We start from the raw sequence: 16,332 nt of genomic DNA, 5'->3' as shown, positions 1-16,332 counted from the left end.
TGAGAGCATGACCCCCATGCTCCGAACCGCCGCAGACACGCGTACCGTCCCCTCTTCCGCTCCGCCGCTGTGGGCGGTGGTCGCGCTCGCGTGTGCCGGGCAGTTCCTCGTCGTCCTCGACGTGTCCGTCGTCAACGTGGCGCTGCCCTCCATGCGGGCCGACCTCGGCCTGAGCGCACCGGGACTGCAGTGGGTGATCAACGCCTACGCGATCGCCTTCGCCGGCTTCATGCTGCTCGGCGGCCGGGCCGGCGACCTGTACGGGCGCAAGCGGATGTTCCTCGTCGGGCTCGCCCTCTTCACGCTCGCCTCGCTGGCCGGCGGGCTCGCGCACGAGGACTGGCAACTGCTGGCCGCACGGGCGGTGCAGGGACTCGGGGCCGCCGTACTGGCCCCCTCGACGCTGACCATCGTCACCTCGGCCGTCCCGGAGGGAGCGGCACGCGCGCGTGCCATAGCGACCTGGACCGCGGTCGGCGCCGGGGGCGGCGCGGCGGGCGGACTCGTCGGCGGGCTCCTGGTGGACGGCCTGTCGTGGCGCTGGGTACTGCTGATCAACGTGCCGGTCGGGGCCGTGGTCCTCGCCGGGGCCGGCCGCTGGCTCGCCGAGAGCCGGACCGGTGACCGGCGCCGGCTCGACCTGCCGGGCGCGCTGCTGGTGACGGCGGGCCTCGCGACGCTCGCGTACGGGATCGTGCAGACCGAGGCGCGAGGCTGGACGTCCGCCGCCACGCTCGTACCGCTGTGCGCCGGGCTCGCGCTGACCGGTCTGTTCCTGGCCGTCGAGGCACGGACGAGGGAACCGCTGATGCCGCTGAAGCTGTTCCGCGTGCGGGCGGTGTCCTCGGCGAACGCGGCGCTGTTCCTGTGCGGCTCCGCCATGTTCTGCATGTGGTTCTTCATGACGCTGTACCTGCAGAACGTGCTCGGCTACTCGCCGCTGGACGCCGGACTCGCGCTGGTGCCCAGCTCCCTCGCGGTGGTCCTCGGCTCGAAGCTCGCCCCCCGCCTCATGCGCGTGACCGGGGCACGCAACGTGGCGGTCCTCGGCGTCCTGGTGGCCGCGGCGGGCTTCGGATGGCAGTCGGGGATGACGGCGGACGGGCCCTACCTCACCGCCGTCCTGTTTCCCGGGATCCTGATGATGGCGGGCGCGGGCCTGTCCGCGACTCCGCTGGCCGCCCTCGCGACCTCGGGCGCGGCGCCGGGGGACGCCGGTCTCGTGTCGGGCCTGGTCAACACCTCGCGGACGATGGGCGGTTCGCTCGGCCTCGCCGTCATGTCGACGATAGCCGCGGCCCGTACGGCGGGCGACGGCTCGGCGCAGGCACTGACCGCCGGCTACGCCCTGGTGTTCCGCACGGGTGCCGCCGTCCTGCTCGCCGGCGCGGTCGTGATGCTGCTGTGGCTGCCGCGACGGCCGTCACCGAACTGACGGTTCCCGCGGTCTTCACCGGCCGGGGCGGGTCGCGGTCCTCGCCGGCCGGGGCGGGTCGGCGCCGGGCCGCCGGCTTCAGAGCCAGCCCTGGTGGCGGGCCTCCCGCAGGGCCTCCGTCCGGTTGCGGGTGCCCGTCTTGCCGATGGCGGAGGAGAGGTAGTTGCGGACCGTCGACTCGGAGAGGTGGAGGCGCCCGGCGATGTCAGCGACGGTGGCGCCGTCCACCGCGGCGTTGAGGACGTCGCGCTCGCGGCCGGTGAGCGGACTGGGCCCGGCGCTCAGCGCGGCGGCGGCGAGCGCCGGATCGATCACCGTCTCCCCGGTCAGCACCCGGCGGATCGCGGCGGCGAGTTCCTCGACGGGCCCGTCCTTGACGAGGAAACCGGCGGCGCCCGCCTCCATGGCCCGCCGCAGATACCCGGGCCTGCCGAACGTGGTCAGGATCAGCACCCGGCAGTCGGGCGCCTGCGTCCGCAGCTCGGCCGCGGCGTCCAGCCCGCTCATCCCCGGCAGCTCGATGTCCAGCAGCGCCACGTCGGGCCGGTGCGTCAGGACGGCGTCGACGATCACGTCCCCGGTTCCCACCTGGGCCACGACGTCGAGGTCCGCCTCCATTCCGAGGAGCAGCGCGAGAGCGCCCCGCATCATGCCCTGGTCCTCGGCGAGCAGCACTCTGACGGACTTCGCGGGACGGTGGTCCCGGGGCATCTCGTTCACGCGGTCAGGGTAGAGGTCCCGGCCGTCCCGGCGGGGACTTCCGCCGTCAGCAGGAAGCCGTCCCGCGGGCCCGGTCCCGCCTCCAGGAAGCCGCCCGCCGTCGCGAGGCGTTCGGTGAGCCCCTTCAGACCCGTGCCACCGACGCCTCCGCGCGGGGCCGTCACGCAGGCGCTCGTGCCGTCGGCGCCCTGGACCGAGGGCGCCCGGCCGGCGTCGGCGCCGGTGCCGGTGCCGGTCCCGTCGTCGGTGACCCGCAGGCGTATCCGCTCGGAGGTGCCCTCGACGGTGATCTCGCAGCGGGTCGCGTCGCTGTGCCGCAGGACGTTGGTGACCGCCTCGCGGACGACCCAGCCGAGCAGGGCCTCCGTCCGGGGCACGAGCGGGGGCCCCGACAGGCGGACCACCGGCTCCACGCCCGCCGCGGACAGGGCCGAGCGGGCCCGGTCCAGCTCCGTGGCGAGGCTCCCCTCCCGGTAACCGGTGACCGCCTCACGGATCTCCGTGAGGGCCTGCCTGCCGACCGACTCGATGTCGGTGACCTGGGAGAGGGCCGCGGCCAGATCACGCGGGGCCAGCCGCCGGGCCGCCTCCGACTTCACCACGATCACCGAGAGCGTGTGACCCAGCAGGTCGTGCAGGTCACGGGAGAAGCGGAGCCGTTCCTGTTCGACCGCGCGGCGGGCCAGCTCCTCCCTCGCGGACCGCAGTTCGCGGACCGTCTCGGCCAGCGAGAGGATCGCCGCCGTCACCATCGTCGACAGGAACGTGCCGTACGCGACGTTCACCGCGCTCCAGCCGTCCCGCGACCAGGCGACCGTCCCCGCGACCGCGGTGAGGCCGAGGCCCGTCACCCCGAGCCCGCGGCCTCGCACGGTCGCCCCCGCGGCCAGCCCGAGCAGCGGGAAGAACAGCAGCCAGCTGCCGCCGTACCCGAGGGCGAGCGCGCAGGTGAGCACGCCCAGCAGCACCAGCACGAGCCGGGTGGAGCGCGCCTCCCGCTTCTCCTTCACGAAGGCGCGGAACACCACGAAGATGTAGAGGGAGTTGAACGTCAGCAGGCCCGCTCCGCCGATCCACGGATTGGGGGTGTCGTCCTGGAAGAGGTGCGAGAAGGCGCCCAGGCCCATCAGCAGCCAGGGCAGCAGGGTGAACCCGCTGGCGGGCGGCCCGGTTTCGGGCAGTTCGACGCTCCCGCGCCCGCTCCGCCGGCCGGTTCCGGCCCGCTCCGCTCCGGCCGCCCCCTCCGCGCCCGGCCCGCAGACGGCGCCTCGCATCCGGACCATGTCCAGCCCCCCCCGTGTCGGTGTCGTTCCCCCGACCGTACGCAGCCGGGACGCGGGGCGGCAGATGCGCTTGTACGGAGTCCGGCGGGACAAATGTCACCGGTGCACGGCGACGCGTGGCTGACGCGCGGTCAGGAGCCTTCCCAACCACTGGACGCTCGGCTATACAGGGGGACGCCGGACTGGAACGCGTTCTAGAACGGACGGGTTCCACGGCCCCGTGTCGACCTCGGTGCGGCCGACGGTGCGGACGGCCGCGCCGAGGTCTTACGCGCTAGCGATCAGGAGCCCCATGCCCATTGACGCCGCCAAGGCCGTCGCCGCCGAACCCCGGACCGCCGAGATCGCCTGGGGCCACAAGGACGTCCAGCTCTACCACCTCGGCATCGGGGCGGGCGTCCCGGCGACGGACCCCGGCGAACTGCGCTACACCCTGGAGTCCCGGCTGCACGTCCTGCCCAGTTTCGCCACCGTCGCCGGCGCGGGCTCACCGGGCGTGATCGGCGGCCTCTCCATGCCGGGTGTCGACGTCGACCTCGCGCAGGTCCTGCACGGCGGCCAGAGCGTCGCGCTGCACCGCCCCATCCCGGCCGAGGGCAGCGCGCTCGCCACCTCGCGGATCGCCGCCGTGTACGACAAGGGCAAGGCCGCGGTCCTCGTCCTGCGCACCGAGGCCCGCGACGCCGAGGGACCGCTGTGGACGAACGACGCGCAGATCTTCGTACGGGGAGAGGGCGGGTTCGGCGGCGACCGGGGCCCTTCCACGCGCCTGGAAGCGCCCGAAGGGCCCCCGGACACGGTCGTCGAGCGCCCCGTCCGCGAGGACCAGGCCCTCCTCTACCGGCTCTCCGGCGACTGGAACCCGCTGCACGCCGACCCCGGGTTCGCGAAGCTCGCCGGGTTCGACCGCCCCATCCTGCACGGCCTGTGCACCTACGGGATGACGCTCAAGGCCGTCGTCGACACCGAACTCGGCGGTGCCGTCGCCCGCGTCCGCTCCTACCGCGCGCGTTTCGCGGGGGTCGTCCTACCCGGCGAGACCCTGCGCATCCGCGTGTGGCGGCAGCAGGGCGGCGTCCGGGTGTCGGTGACCTCGGTCGAGCGGGACGACGCGCCCGTCCTCGCCGACACCGTCGTCGCGTACGACACCCCGGCCGGGCCGTACGGCAGCCCAGGCACCGGGACCGACACCGGGACCGGCACCGGGGCCGGCACCGGCCGTGATCCGGCCGACGGGCACGCCTGACCGCCGTACGCCCTACCTGACCCCGCCGCGCACCGCAGCCACGCTCCAGTACCTCCGTACCTCCGTACCTCCCGTACCTCCGTACCTCCCGTACCTCCCGTACCTCCCGTACCTCCGTACCTCCCGACCTCCGAACCTCCGTGACGTTCCTCCTGAGGGGAGCCGCACCATGCGCGCAGCCGTTCTGCACGAGATCGGTCAGGACAAGCTCGACGTCCTCGACGACGTCGAGGCGGTGGGCTTCGGCCCCGGAAAGGTGAGGATCCGGGTACGGGCCACCGGGCTGTGCCACTCGGACCTGTCCGCGATGAGCGGCGTCCTGCCGCAGCCCGCACCCTTCGTGCCCGGTCACGAGGGCGCCGGCGAGGTGGTCGAGGTCGGCGAGGGCGTCGGCAACGTCAAGGCGGGCGACCGGGTCGTCGTCTGCTGGCTGCCGGCCTGCGGCGTCTGCCCCGCCTGCCGGCGCGGTCAGACCGAGCTGTGCCTGGCCGGGTTCATGAACGCCGGCACCCCGAACTTCCGGCGCTCCGGCGGGGACCTCTTCGGCTTCGCGGGCACCGGCACCTTCGCCGAGGAGGTCGTGGTGGACGCGGGCTGCGCCGTGCCGATCCCGGACGACGTGCCCTTCGACATCGCGGCGCTCATCGGCTGCGGCGTGACGACCGGCCTGGGCGCCGCCCTCAACACCGCGGACGTGGCGGCCGGTTCGTCGGTCGCCGTCATCGGCTGCGGCGGGGTCGGCATCTCCGCGATCCAGGGCGCGCGGCTCAAGGGCGCGGCGGAGATCGTCGCCGTCGATCCGGTGGACTCGCGCCGCGAGGCCGCGCTCCGGTTCGGTGCCACCAGGGCCGTCCCGCCCGGCCAACTGCCGGACGCCAGGCAGCAGGTGACCGGTGGCGAGGGCTTCGACTACGTCTTCGAGGTCGTCGGCAGGTCCGCCACCGCCCGCACGGCGTACGAGAACACCCGGCGCGGCGGCACCCTGGTCGTAGTCGGCGCGGGCGCCATGGACGACTTCCTCCAGCTCAACATGTTCGAGCTGTTCTTCGACGAGAAGCGGATCCTTCCCTCGATGTACGGAGGCGGCGACGTGCTGCGTTCGTACGAGCGGACCGTCGCCCTGTGGCGGGCGGGGCGCATCGACCTGGACGGCCTGATCACCCACCGGGTGCCGCTGGCAGGCATCAACGAGGCCCTGGACCAGATGCGCACGGGTACCGCCCTGCGCACCTGCATCGAGATCTGATGACCGGTCACCCGACCTGAGGAGCGCGATGGCACTGCCACTCGAAGGGCTCACCGCGATCGTCACCGGCGCCGGGCGCGGGCTGGGGCGGGCCGAGGCGCTCGAACTGGCCCGCCTGGGAGCGGCCGTCGTCGTCAACGACTACGGGCAGCCCGGCCGGGACGGGTCCGGCGAGGCGTCCGCCACCCCCGCGGAGGAGGTCGCCGCCGGGATCCGTGCCGCGGGCGGGCGGGCCGCCGCCCACACCGGAGACGTCGCCGACCATGAACAGGCCCGGCAGCTGGTGGAGTTGGCCGTCGACCGGTTCGGCAAGCTGGACATCCTGGTCAACAACGCGGGCATCCTGCGCGACCGGATGATCTTCTCCATGACGGAGGAGGAGTGGGACACGGTCGTGCGGGTCCACCTGAAGGGCCACTTCAACACCACCCATTTCGCTTCGGTCCACTGGCGGGAACGGTCCAAGGCGGGCGGCGGCCCGGTGTACGGGCGGATCGTGAACACCTCGTCCGAGGCGTTCCTCGCGGGCTCCGCGGGCCAGCCCAACTACGCGGCCGCGAAAGGCGGGATCGTCGGCCTGACCACGTCCACGGCGATCGCGCTGGCGAAGTACGGCGTCACGGCGAACGTGATCTGTCCGCGCGCCCGCACCCGGATGACGGAGGACGTCTTCGCCGGGCTCACCCCGCCCGGGGCGGGACCCGACCCCCTGGCGCCCGAGCATGTCGCCCCGCTCGTCGGGTACTTGGCCTCACCGGCGGCGGCCCACGTCAACGGTCAGCTCCTCGTCGTGCACGGGGGGATGGTCGCGGTCGTCGAACGCCCGCGGGTCGCGGCCAAGTTCGACACCGAGCAGGACGTCTTCACGTACGAGGAACTGGACGCGCTGCTCACCCCGTACTACGCGGACCGCCCGAACGGGGAGACGTTCGCGGCGGTGGAGTTACTCGGGCTCAAGCACGAAAAGGATTGAGCTGTTCGGGAGTTGAGACACCCGACCCGGGGGTGAGGCACGGAACGGCCCCGCCGTCGTGGTGACCGGCGGGGCCGTTCCGCGTTCTGTCCGCTCCGGCTCCGGCTCCGGCTCCGGCACCGGCTGTCGAGCGGTCCGGCGTACCGTCAGGACGCCGTGTCCGGCTGCCCGGACGGCCTGCGGTGACGGCCCCGGGGGGCCGCCTGGTCGTCCTGGGCGGAGACGGGACCCCGGTGCCTGCCGTGACCCTGGTCGGACTGCGTCACGGACCCCCGGGGGTCGGTGGTCGCCATCTCCGTCATCTGTGCGTTGCTCATCGGAAAGAGTTCACCCCGTCAACAAGATCCTTTTACAGCCGGGTGAGTCTAACCGGCGGCCCCAGGACGTTGTTCCGCGACCGCCGACGCCCTCTCGCCACCGGTTACACGCCTCTCACCGACCCGGCTTCCACCGGCCCTCCGACGCGGATCCACACCACCGGTTCCGGCTCCGGCGTCGAGGACGGCGGCTGCACGGCCGGGGACGGCTCGGGGGCCGGTCTTCCCGTCAGGGGTACGTCGGTCGGCGGGGGCGCGGGGTTGCGGGCGGGTGCCTGTTCGCTCACGGGGGCGGCCGGTGGCGGTGCCGTCTGCGGGACGGGCGTGACCTGCCTGACACGCGTGACAGGTGTGGCCTTCTCCGGGCTCCCTTCCACGGGTACCCACTTCGCCGGCCGTCCCGCCGGGCGCGGAGCGGTCACCGACGGCCCGCCCGCCGACGCCGGTGACGACGCTCCTGCCGGCCCCTGGCCCGTCGGCGTGACCGTCACCGGCTGTGCCGCCGCGGGCGGAGCCGTCGTCGACGCCCCGGTGACCGTTCCGGTCCGCTCCACGGGCGTCGGGGTCGGCGTCGGGTGGTGACGCGCGGGGCGGGGGCGGCCGTGCAGCGGCGCCTGTTGCAGCGGCACCGGGCGGGGGGCCGCAGGCTCGTGGGATCCGGGGGCGGGCGTCGGCCCGGTGGAGGGGGAGCCCCACGTCGCATCCGGGGCCGGTACCGGCGTCGCCGCGACCGCCGTACCGGCGCGGCCAGGAGTCCTCGCCGGCGCGGGCGCCCTGGCCACCCCGCAGGCCACCGTCCCGGTCGCGTACGGCAGGTGCAGCACCCCCTCCCGGGTCCACAGCCCGGCGCCCGCCAACCAGCCCTCGGGCGCCGGGAGATGGTGGACCCGCCGGTCGGCGGGCCGCCAGACCCCCACCCAGGTGCCCCCCGCGCCGTCGATACGCAGCGCCACCGCGCAACTCTCCGGCGTCAGCACCTGCCCCGGCTGGATCGCGAACGGCGTCACCGCGCAGTCCGCCAGCCGCAGCGCCTCCGGGAAGCGGACCGGCAGCGTGCTCCCCAGCACACCCCAGCCCAGCCGGTCGTGCCCCGGCGAGGGCGCGTCGGAACGGATCAGCAGCAGCCCGCTGTCGGGGTCCGCGAGCAGCAGCCGGTCGTTGCTCTCCTCGGCGATCTGCAACAGCGGGGACACCTCGCCGCCGCGCTCCAGGTCGACCACCACCGCCTTGGTGCGCCCGGCCGCCTCCCGGTCCAGGGCCAGCAGCCGCTCCGTACCGTCCAGCCACACCCCTCCCGAGCAGCGCCCGGGGATCTCGGCGAGGTGCTCCGGCCCGAACGCGCCGCCCGCGACCAGCCACACGGCCGTCGAGTGCGGGCCGACGGCGAGGGCGTACGCGCGCTCGCCGCCCGGAGCGGGTGGCAGCAGCCGCAGCCGGGTGCCCCGGTCGGGGCACTCCACCGTGCCGAGCGGCAGCTCACCGGTCGCGGGACCGGTCGGGTAGAGCAGCGAGAACACGTGCCGGCCGTCGGCCACGCGGTGGATCAGCACGCGTCCGTCGGTCATCGGCAGCACCTCGGTGCCGGGCTCCTCGGGCTGGTTGCCGGGCAGCGGCACGGCGTACGGCTCGGGGCCGTCCAGGGTCCAGCGCTCCGGGAACCAGGACTCGCCGTCGCGGGCGAGGCGTGCGCCGTAGCTGCCGTCAGCGGTGATCACGCAGCCGGGCCGTGGGGCCCGGCCGTCGCCGTTCTCCGCCGCGGACGATGGGGGTCCCCCCTGCCGCGGTGAAGCCGCGGGCTGGGGAGAGACACAGGCCGTCATCGTTCGGTCACCTCCGGGACGAAGTTAGTTTTCGTACGCACAGACGTGGGACCGCCCAGCGGCCCCTTCACACATAAGGGTGGCCAAGTCGCGATTCGCCTGAGGAAACGGGGACGCGTGTGCTGAACCGGGAGCCGGGCGACCGGATCGGGCCGCACGTCACCGGGGCGATCCCGGCACGGCGACGCCGGCATCCCGGGCCACACCGCCCGCGACACGGTCCCGACGCCGACGCCGGCATCCCGGGCCACACCGCCCGCGACACGGTCCCGACGACGCCGCCGCCGACGCCGGTCCCGCGTCCGCGACAGCCCCCGCGACGGTCCAGGCAGCCGCGACGGCCCCGTCTTCACCGGGCCCCGTCTTGACCGGGCCCCGTGTCCACCGGGTCCCGTGTCCACCGGGTCCCCGGCAGGTCGCCGACGGTCCAGTGCCTCCGCGACCGCCGCCACCCGCGACCGTCGCCACCCGCGACCCCCGGCGCTCGCCCCCGTCCGGGGCACTGGCCGATGGGCCGCGGGACCCGCCGACGTACCCCGGGGGCGCCCGCCGCGCCCCCGGCGGCCGGGCCGGCCCGGCCGCCGGGCGCCGCCGGCGACTCCGCTCCGGTCGGGCCGGGCAGCTCGAGTCACCCGTGACCGGTCGGGCGGGGACGGGAGCCAGGTAGCCTTTCCCCGTGCCCCGTCTGTCTGAAGTCATCGCCGCGCTCGACGCCCTCTGGCCGCCCGAGAGGGCCGAGGGCTGGGACGCGGTCGGCACCGTCTGCGGCGACCCCGACCAGGACGTGTCCCGGGTGCTGTTCGCCGTCGACCCCGTCCAGGAGATCGTCGACGAGGCGGTGGAGCTGGGCGCCGGTCTGCTGGTCACCCACCACCCGCTTTATTTGCGCGGTACGACCACGGTCGCGGCGACGCACTTCAAGGGCCGCGCCGTCCACACGCTCATCAAGCACGACATCGCGCTGCACGTCGCGCACACCAACGCCGACCGCGCGGACCCGGGCGTCTCGGACGCCCTCGCCGGCGCCCTGGACCTGCGGGTCGTACGGCCCCTCGTCCCGGACGAGACCGACGCGGAGGGCCGCCGGGGCCTCGGCCGCGTCTGCGAACTGGACCACCCGCTGACCGTCCGCGAGTTCGCCGCCCGCGCCGCCGAGCGGCTGCCCGCCACCGCGCAGGGCATCCGGGTCGCCGGCGACCCGGACGCGCTCGTCCGGACCGTCGCGGTCAGCGGCGGCTCCGGCGACAGCCTCTTCGACGCGGTGCGCGCCGCGGGCGTCGACGCCTTCCTCACCGCGGACCTGCGCCACCACCCGGCGTCCGAGGCCCGCGCCGACAGTCCTCTCGCGCTGCTCGACGCGGCGCACTGGGCCACCGAGTGGCCCTGGTGCGAGCTGGCCGCCGCCCAGCTCGACGAGATCTCCGACCGGCACGGATGGGGACTTCGCGTCCACGTCTCCCGGACGGTCACCGACCCCTGGACCGCCCACGCGGCCTCACCGAACACATCAACAGGAGCCCCCAACTGAACGCCGCGCCCGCCGACCAGATCCGACTCCTCGACGTCCAGTCCTTCGACGCGCGCCTGCAGCAGCTGGCGCACCGGCGCAGGTCGCTGCCCGAGCACGCCGAGATCGAGTCGCTGAACAAGGACCTCATCCAGCTGCGCGACCTGCTCGTCGCCGCGCAGACCGAGGAGAGCGACTGCGCCCGCGAGCAGACCAAGGCGGAGCAGGACGTCGACCAGGTGCGCCAGCGCGCCGCCCGCGACCAGAAGCGCCTCGACTCGGGTGCCGTTTCGTCCTCCAAGGACCTGGAGAACCTCCAGCGCGAGATCGTCTCCCTCGCCAAGCGGCAGGGCGACCTGGAGGACGTCGTCCTCGAGGTCATGGAGCGCCGCGAGTCCGCGCAGGAGCGGGTCGCCGAGCTGACCGAGCGGGTCTCCTCCGTCCAGTCGAAGATCGACGACGCCACGGGCCGCCGGGACGCCGCCTGCGAGGAGATCGACGGTGAGGCCGCGTCCGTGACGAAGGAGCGCGAGGTCGTCGCGGGTTCCGTCCCCGCCGACCTGCTGAAGCTCTACGACAAGCTCCGCCAGCAGCAGGGCGGTGTCGGTGCGGCCCGGCTGTACCAGCGCCGCTGCGAGGGCTGCCGCCTGGAGCTCAACATCACCGAGGTCAACGAGGTCAAGGCGGCCTCTCCCGACACCGTGCTGCGCTGCGAGAACTGCCGCCGCATCCTGGTGCGCACGTCCGAGTCGGGCCTGTAGGGGACGCACGGGTGCGGCAGTTCATCGTCGAGGCCGACGGCGGTTCCCGGGGCAACCCGGGACCCGCGGGGTACGGCGCCGTGGTGATCGACGCGGCGACGGGGGAGACCCTGGCGGAGGCCGCGGAGTTCCTCGGCGTCGCCACGAACAACGTGGCGGAGTACCGGGGTCTGGTCGCGGGCCTGCGTGCCGCCCGTGAGCTGGACCCGGCCGCGTCGGTCCGCGTCCGGATGGACTCCAAGCTCGTCGTCGAGCAGATGTCGGGCCGCTGGAGGATCAAGCACCCCGACATGAAGCCTCTCGCGGCCGAGGCCGCCCGGGTCCTCCCGGCCGCCCAGGTCACCTACGAGTGGATCCCGCGCGAGCGGAACAAGCACGCCGACCGGCTCGCCAACGAGGCGATGGACGCGGGCGGGCGGGGCGAGCAGTGGTCGGCGGCCCGTTCGACGGCCGACCGCGCCGCCCGCGCGGCGAGGACCGCGCCGCCCGAGCCCGCCGGCCCGCCCGGCGACGCCGCCGCCGGTGCGGCCAGGGCCCGCGCGGCCCTCGCGCGCCCTCCGGCGACGGCGACGGACCCGACGAGGACCACCGCGGCGCTGTTCCGGCATCCCGCCTCGTCACCAGTGGTGGCCGCTTCCACGCCTCCGCCCGCCGGCTCGGACACCCAGGACACCCGGGACGCCCCGGACACCCAGGGGACACCGGACACCCCGGGGACACGGGGCGAAGGCGGCGCGGCCGACACCGCCGACCCGCGCCCGGTGCCCGGCCTGCGGGCCGCCGCCGACGCCCGCGCCGCACGAAACGCGGCAAGGACGCCGAGCACGTCCCCCGCGCCGCGGGCGCCGGGCACTTCCCCGACGCCCGCCGGACCCGGCACGCCTGACGGATGCACGACACCGAAGGCCTCCCCAGCCTCGGCGTCCACCGGACCGAGCGCCTCCCCGGCGTCCACCGGACCGAGCGCCTCCCCGCCGTCCGCCGAACCGGGCGCAGCTCTGGGCCGTACGGGCCCGGTCGCGTCCCCAGAGCCCGCCGAAGACACCACGGCCCCCGCACCCCCCGTGCAGGGCGCCCCCATCGCCCCCGTCGCCCCCACCGCACCCCCCGACCTCGGGCCCCCCGCCACCTTCGTGCTCCTGCGGCACGGGGAGACGCCGCTGACCCCGCAGAAGCGGTTCTCCGGAAGCGGGGGGAGTGATCCGGCCCTGTCGGAGGTCGGGCGGCAGCAGGCCCGGCGGGTGGCCGCGGCGCTCGCCGCGCGGGGCACGATCGAGGCGATCGTGTCGTCGCCGCTGGCCCGCTGCCGGGAGACCGCCGGGATCGTCGCCGGCCGCCTGGGCCTGGACGTGGTCGTCGAGGACGGTCTGCGGGAGACCGACTTCGGGGCGTGGGAGGGGCTGACCTTCGGGGAGGTGCGCGAGCGCCACCCCGAGGACCTGAACGCCTGGCTGCACTCGACGGAGGCCGAACCGACCGGCGGCGGTGAGAGCTTCGCGGCCGTGGAGCGGCGGGTCGCCGCGACCCGGGACGGGCTCGTCGCCGCGTACGCCGGCCGCACCGTGCTGCTCGTCTCGCACGTGACGCCCGTCAAGACGCTCGTACGGCTCGCCCTGGGCGCCCCGCCACAGGCCCTGTTCCGCATGGAACTGTCGGCGGCCTCCCTGTCGGCGCTGGCGTACTACGCCGACGGCAACGCCAGCCTCCGGCTGCTCAACGACACCTCCCACCTGCGCTGAGGAGCCGCCCGGTTCAGGGGCGCAGCGCCGCCGCCTCCCGCGCGAGCGCCTCCACCCGGCCCCAGTCCCGGGCCGCCACCGCGTCGGCCGGAAGCATCCAACTGCCGCCCACACAGCCGACGTTGGGCAGCGCCAGGTACTCCGGAGCCGAGGCGAGCCCGATCCCGCCGGTCGGGCAGAACCGAGCCAGCGGAAGGGGCCCGGCGAGGGACTTGAGATAGTCGGTGCCGCCCGCGGCCTGCGCCGGGAAGAACTTCATCTCGCGCACACCGCGCTCCAGCAGCGCCACCACCTCCGACGTGGTGGACACCCCCGGCAGGAACGGCACCCCGGACGCCCGCATGGCCTCCAGGAGTACGTCCGTCCAGCCGGGGCTGACCAGGAAGCGGGCGCCCGCGGCGACGGCGTCCGTCACCTGCGCGGGGGAGAGGACCGTACCCGCGCCGACCACCGCGTCGGGGACCTCCGCGGCGATCGCTCGGATCGCGGCGACCGCCGCGGGCGTCCGCAGCGTCACCTCGATCGCCCGCAGCCCGCCCGCGACGAGGGCACGCGCGAGCGGTACGGCGTCGGCGGCGTCCTCGACGACGACCACGGGGACGACGGGCGCGAGATCCAGCAGGGAGCTCGGTGCGGAGTCGAGCGGGGAGCCGAGCGCGCGGTCCGGTGCGGAGCCGAGCGGGGAGCCGGGCCCGCGGTCCGGTGCGGAGTCCAGTACGGAGTCCGGCGCGGAGGCAGGCGCCGGGGGCTCGGCGGCGGACGGCGACGAGGGCAGCGACGAGGTCATGCCCTCATCCTGCCCGGGGTGTGCAACATGCGCAAAGGTCATTGCGCATGTTGCAACACGTGTGTGGGGGTGGGTCAGTGGATTTCCGTGACCACCACGTCCAGGTTCCAGACCCGGCCGGCCTTCACGGGCGGCTGCGCCTCCACCAGGTACCCCAGGTCCCGGAGCGCCTCCACCAGCTCCGCCGGGTCCGCAGGCACGGCACCGGCGGTCAGCAGGGCACGCACGATGCGGCCCTTCGTCGCTTTGTTGAAGTGGCTCACGACCGAACGCTTCTCCACCCCGTCGACGAGCTGCGAGTGCAGCACCCGCACCGTCGCCGTCCGCCCGGCCACCTCGCCCGTCGGCTTCCAGGCGCTCGCGTACGCGGACGAGCGCAGGTCGAGCACCAGCCCGGACCCCGCCGCCTCCGGGAGAACCTCGGCCATCGCCGCCCGCCAGCAGGCGCCCAGCGCACCGAGCCCCGGCAGCCGCACCCCCATGGAACAGCGGTAGGACGGGATCCGGTCGCTCACCCGGACCGCCCCCCACAGCCCGGAGAACACCAGCAGCGAACGCCCCGCCCGCCGCTTGGCGGCCGTGTCCAGCGAGGCCAGGTCCAGGGCGTCGTACAGGACCCCCGTGTAGATCTCCCCGGCCGGCCGCGTCCCGGCGGACGGCAGCTGCGCGTTCTTGCCGACCTCGCCGCGCAGGCCCTCGCTCAGGCCGAGCACCTCGCGGGCCTTCTCCTCGTCGCCGGAGCAGAGCTCGACCAGCTCGTCGAGGACCGCCCGACGCGTCCCGGTGAGCCCGGGAAGGGACAGCGACTCCAGTTTCAGGGCGGCGCCCCGGCCGGACGGGGCCTTTCCCTCGGAGGGCGGCAGCAGGACGAGCACGGTTGTTTCTCCTCATGGTGGCGGTGGCCCGGCGCCAGGGTACGGGGTCCGGGCGGGCCGCCCGCGCACCCGGTCCACGCCCCGAAAACCCCGCCAGGGACCACCGAGACCACCCCCGGTACGGCCTCCGGGCCGTTTTCTGCCTACGCTCGCTGCATGCCTCGTCGTCACATACGCGTCACCGGCGCAGCCGAAGCCCCGCTGCGGGAAGCGCTGCGCGCCCTGCGCACCGAACTCGACGTGCCCGAGACCTTCCCGGCCGGCGCCCTCGCCGAGGCCGAGCAGGCCGCGAGAACGCCCCGCCTCCCGTCGTACGACGCGACGGACGTGCCGCTGTTCACCGTCGACCCGCCCGCCTCCACCGACCTCGACCAGGCGATGCACCTGTCACGCAGGCCCGGCGGATACCGCGTCCACTACGCGATCGCGGACGTCGCCGCGTTCGTCACACCCGGCGGCGCCCTGGACGCGGAGGCCCACCGCAGGGTCACCACCCTCTACTTCCCGGACGAGCGGGTCCCGCTGCACCCGCCGCGGCTCTCCGAGGGCGCGGCCAGCCTGCTGCCCGACCAGGTCCGCCCGGCCGTGCTGTGGACGATCGACCTCGACGCGGACGGCCGCACGGAGTCGGCCGACGTACGCCGGGCCCTCGTCCGCAGCCGCGCCAAACTCGCCTACGAGCACGTGCAGCGGCAGCTCGACGAGGGGACGGCGGAGGAACCGCTCACCCTCCTCAAGGACATCGGCCTGCTGCGCGAGCGGCTGGAGGAGGAGCGGGGCGGCATCTCCCTCAACGTCCCCGAGCAGGAGATCGTCGGACACGACCACACGTACGAACTCGCCTTCCGCGCCCCGCTCCCCGCCGAAGGCTGGAACGCGCAGATCTCCCTGCTCACCGGGATGGCGGCGGCCGACCTCATGCTCGCGCACGGCACCGGCGTCCTGCGTACGCTCCCGGCCGCCCCCGACGGCGCCGTGGGCCGCCTGCGCCGCACCGCGGAGGCGCTGCGCGTGGACTGGCCGCACCACGTCTCGTACGCGCAGCTGATCCGTTCCCTCGACCCGCACCACCCGCCGCACGCGGCCTTCCTCCAGGAGTGCACGACGCTGCTGCGCGGCGCGGGCTACACCGTCTTCCGCGACGGCGTGCTCCCCGACCTCACCTCGCACGCCGCCGTCGCCGCGCCCTACGCGCACTGCACCGCCCCGCTGCGCCGGCTCGTCGACCGGTACGCCGCGGAGATCTGCCTCGCCGCCGTCGCCGGCCGGCCGACCCCGGACTGGGTGCTGGCAACCCTGGACGACCTCCCCAAGGAGATGGCCGAGGGCACCCGCAGGGCCGGCTCCGTGGAGCGCGCGTGCGTGGACACCGTCGAGGCCGCCCTGCTCAAGGACCGCGTCGGCGAAGTCTTCGACGGCTGCGTGGTGGACGTGAAGGAACACGAACCCACCGTGGGCACCGTCCAGCTGGAGGACCCGGCGATCGTCGCCCGCATCGAGAGCACCACGACCCCGCTCCCCCTGGGAGAACGCCTCCGCGTCCGCCTCACCCAGGCGGACCCGGGCGCGGCGAAGGTGAGCTTCGCTCCGGCGTGAGCGGGCTAGGGCCTGTCTGACAATTCC

The 16,332-nt window shown here is 74.8% G+C and carries 13 protein-coding genes and 1 pseudogene; 8 read left to right on the top strand and 6 right to left on the bottom strand.

All coding sequences use genetic code 11. The features are described 5' to 3' along the window. Positions 1–7 precede the first annotated feature (7 nt). Positions 8–1,435: an MFS transporter gene (locus ACFYP4_RS04960; RefSeq protein WP_388782892.1), complete on the top strand. Its 1,428-nt coding sequence runs from the start codon at positions 8–10 to the stop codon at positions 1,433–1,435. A 78-nt stretch (positions 1,436–1,513) separates the two neighbouring features. Here ACFYP4_RS04960 and ACFYP4_RS04955 read toward each other — a convergent pair whose 3' ends face one another. Beyond that, on the bottom strand, positions 1,514–2,146 hold the full coding sequence (locus ACFYP4_RS04955; RefSeq protein ID WP_358855838.1) for a response regulator transcription factor: 633 nt from the start codon (positions 2,144–2,146) through the stop codon (positions 1,514–1,516). Between the two features lie 5 nt (positions 2,147–2,151). After that, positions 2,152–3,438, bottom strand: coding sequence for a histidine kinase (locus tag ACFYP4_RS04950; protein WP_358855833.1), 1,287 nt, complete (start codon positions 3,436–3,438; stop codon positions 2,152–2,154). Positions 3,439–3,730: 292 nt separating this feature from the next. Here ACFYP4_RS04950 and ACFYP4_RS04945 point away from each other — a divergent pair, with 292 nt between their 5' ends. The 3 genes from ACFYP4_RS04945 (at position 3,731) to ACFYP4_RS04935 (ending at position 6,903) form a co-directional block, all read left to right on the top strand. Then, positions 3,731–4,684, top strand: a complete 954-nt coding sequence (locus ACFYP4_RS04945; RefSeq protein WP_388782889.1) for a MaoC/PaaZ C-terminal domain-containing protein — start codon at positions 3,731–3,733, stop codon at positions 4,682–4,684. A gap of 169 nt (positions 4,685–4,853) precedes the next feature. Beyond that, positions 4,854–5,930, top strand: coding sequence for a Zn-dependent alcohol dehydrogenase (locus ACFYP4_RS04940; protein ID WP_388782887.1), 1,077 nt, complete (start codon positions 4,854–4,856; stop codon positions 5,928–5,930). A 28-nt stretch (positions 5,931–5,958) separates the two neighbouring features. Continuing rightward, a complete protein-coding gene (locus ACFYP4_RS04935) occupies positions 5,959–6,903 on the top strand; it encodes a 3-oxoacyl-ACP reductase (protein ID WP_358855836.1) in 945 nt (314 codons plus the stop codon). Positions 6,904–7,049: 146 nt separating this feature from the next. Here ACFYP4_RS04935 and ACFYP4_RS04930 read toward each other — a convergent pair whose 3' ends face one another. Then, positions 7,050–7,220: a hypothetical protein gene (locus ACFYP4_RS04930; RefSeq protein ID WP_358855837.1), complete on the bottom strand. Its 171-nt coding sequence runs from the start codon at positions 7,218–7,220 to the stop codon at positions 7,050–7,052. A gap of 599 nt (positions 7,221–7,819) precedes the next feature. Continuing rightward, a pseudogene (locus ACFYP4_RS04925) lies at positions 7,820–9,040 on the bottom strand (hypothetical protein); the annotation flags it as partial. A 676-nt stretch (positions 9,041–9,716) separates the two neighbouring features. On the opposite strand from ACFYP4_RS04925, the gene ACFYP4_RS04920 reads away from it, so the two are divergent. Genes ACFYP4_RS04920 through ACFYP4_RS04910 form a run of 3 tightly spaced genes read left to right on the top strand, consistent with a single transcriptional unit; the run spans position 9,717 to position 13,047 of the window. Continuing rightward, positions 9,717–10,568 carry a Nif3-like dinuclear metal center hexameric protein gene (locus tag ACFYP4_RS04920; protein WP_358855769.1) on the top strand — a complete coding sequence of 284 codons (852 nt, stop codon included), beginning with the start codon at positions 9,717–9,719 and terminating at the stop codon, positions 10,566–10,568. Continuing rightward, positions 10,565–11,308 carry a C4-type zinc ribbon domain-containing protein gene (locus ACFYP4_RS04915; protein ID WP_358855770.1) on the top strand — a complete coding sequence of 248 codons (744 nt, stop codon included), beginning with the start codon at positions 10,565–10,567 and terminating at the stop codon, positions 11,306–11,308. Before ACFYP4_RS04920 ends, ACFYP4_RS04915 begins: the two co-directional genes overlap by 4 nt. A gap of 11 nt (positions 11,309–11,319) precedes the next feature. Then, positions 11,320–13,047 (top strand): histidine phosphatase family protein, encoded by a 1,728-nt coding sequence (locus tag ACFYP4_RS04910; protein WP_388782882.1) that lies wholly within the window; start codon positions 11,320–11,322, stop codon positions 13,045–13,047. A gap of 13 nt (positions 13,048–13,060) precedes the next feature. On the opposite strand, the gene eda is transcribed toward ACFYP4_RS04910, so the two are convergent. Further along, on the bottom strand, positions 13,061–13,834 hold the full coding sequence (gene eda, locus ACFYP4_RS04905; RefSeq protein ID WP_358855767.1) for a bifunctional 4-hydroxy-2-oxoglutarate aldolase/2-dehydro-3-deoxy-phosphogluconate aldolase: 774 nt from the start codon (positions 13,832–13,834) through the stop codon (positions 13,061–13,063). A 74-nt stretch (positions 13,835–13,908) separates the two neighbouring features. Continuing rightward, positions 13,909–14,709 carry a peroxide stress protein YaaA gene (gene yaaA, locus ACFYP4_RS04900; RefSeq protein ID WP_358855766.1) on the bottom strand — a complete coding sequence of 267 codons (801 nt, stop codon included), beginning with the start codon at positions 14,707–14,709 and terminating at the stop codon, positions 13,909–13,911. Between the two features lie 156 nt (positions 14,710–14,865). Between yaaA and ACFYP4_RS04895 the strand changes: the two genes are divergently transcribed. Next, the gene (locus tag ACFYP4_RS04895; RefSeq protein ID WP_388782876.1) at positions 14,866–16,305 is read left to right on the top strand and encodes an RNB domain-containing ribonuclease; all 1,440 of its coding nucleotides are present in this window, start codon (positions 14,866–14,868) and stop codon (positions 16,303–16,305) included. The last annotated feature ends 27 nt before the right edge of the window (positions 16,306–16,332 follow it).

The sequence above is a fragment of the Streptomyces sp. NPDC005551 genome, assembly GCF_042871785.1.
Classification (GTDB): domain Bacteria; phylum Actinomycetota; class Actinomycetes; order Streptomycetales; family Streptomycetaceae; genus Streptomyces.
The sequence above is the reverse complement of the archived record's forward strand: the minus strand, read 5'-3'. Positions and strand labels throughout refer to the sequence as shown.

What these genes read in the sequence shown, in the direction of transcription:
- ACFYP4_RS04895 (WP_388782876.1), top strand. Translation starts at nt 14,866, where the DNA reads ATGCCTCGTCGTCACATACGCGTCACCGGCGCAGCCGAAGCCCCGCTG.
- eda (WP_358855767.1), bottom strand. Translation starts at nt 13,834, where the DNA reads ATGACCTCGTCGCTGCCCTCGTCGCCGTCCGCCGCCGAGCCCCCGGCG.
- ACFYP4_RS04955 (WP_358855838.1), bottom strand. Translation starts at nt 2,146, where the DNA reads ATGCCCCGGGACCACCGTCCCGCGAAGTCCGTCAGAGTGCTGCTCGCC.
- ACFYP4_RS04930 (WP_358855837.1), bottom strand. Translation starts at nt 7,220, where the DNA reads ATGAGCAACGCACAGATGACGGAGATGGCGACCACCGACCCCCGGGGG.
- ACFYP4_RS04950 (WP_358855833.1), bottom strand. Translation starts at nt 3,438, where the DNA reads ATGGTCCGGATGCGAGGCGCCGTCTGCGGGCCGGGCGCGGAGGGGGCG.
- ACFYP4_RS04935 (WP_358855836.1), top strand. Translation starts at nt 5,959, where the DNA reads ATGGCACTGCCACTCGAAGGGCTCACCGCGATCGTCACCGGCGCCGGG.
- ACFYP4_RS04960 (WP_388782892.1), top strand. Translation starts at nt 8, where the DNA reads ATGACCCCCATGCTCCGAACCGCCGCAGACACGCGTACCGTCCCCTCT.
- ACFYP4_RS04940 (WP_388782887.1), top strand. Translation starts at nt 4,854, where the DNA reads ATGCGCGCAGCCGTTCTGCACGAGATCGGTCAGGACAAGCTCGACGTC.
- ACFYP4_RS04945 (WP_388782889.1), top strand. Translation starts at nt 3,731, where the DNA reads ATGCCCATTGACGCCGCCAAGGCCGTCGCCGCCGAACCCCGGACCGCC.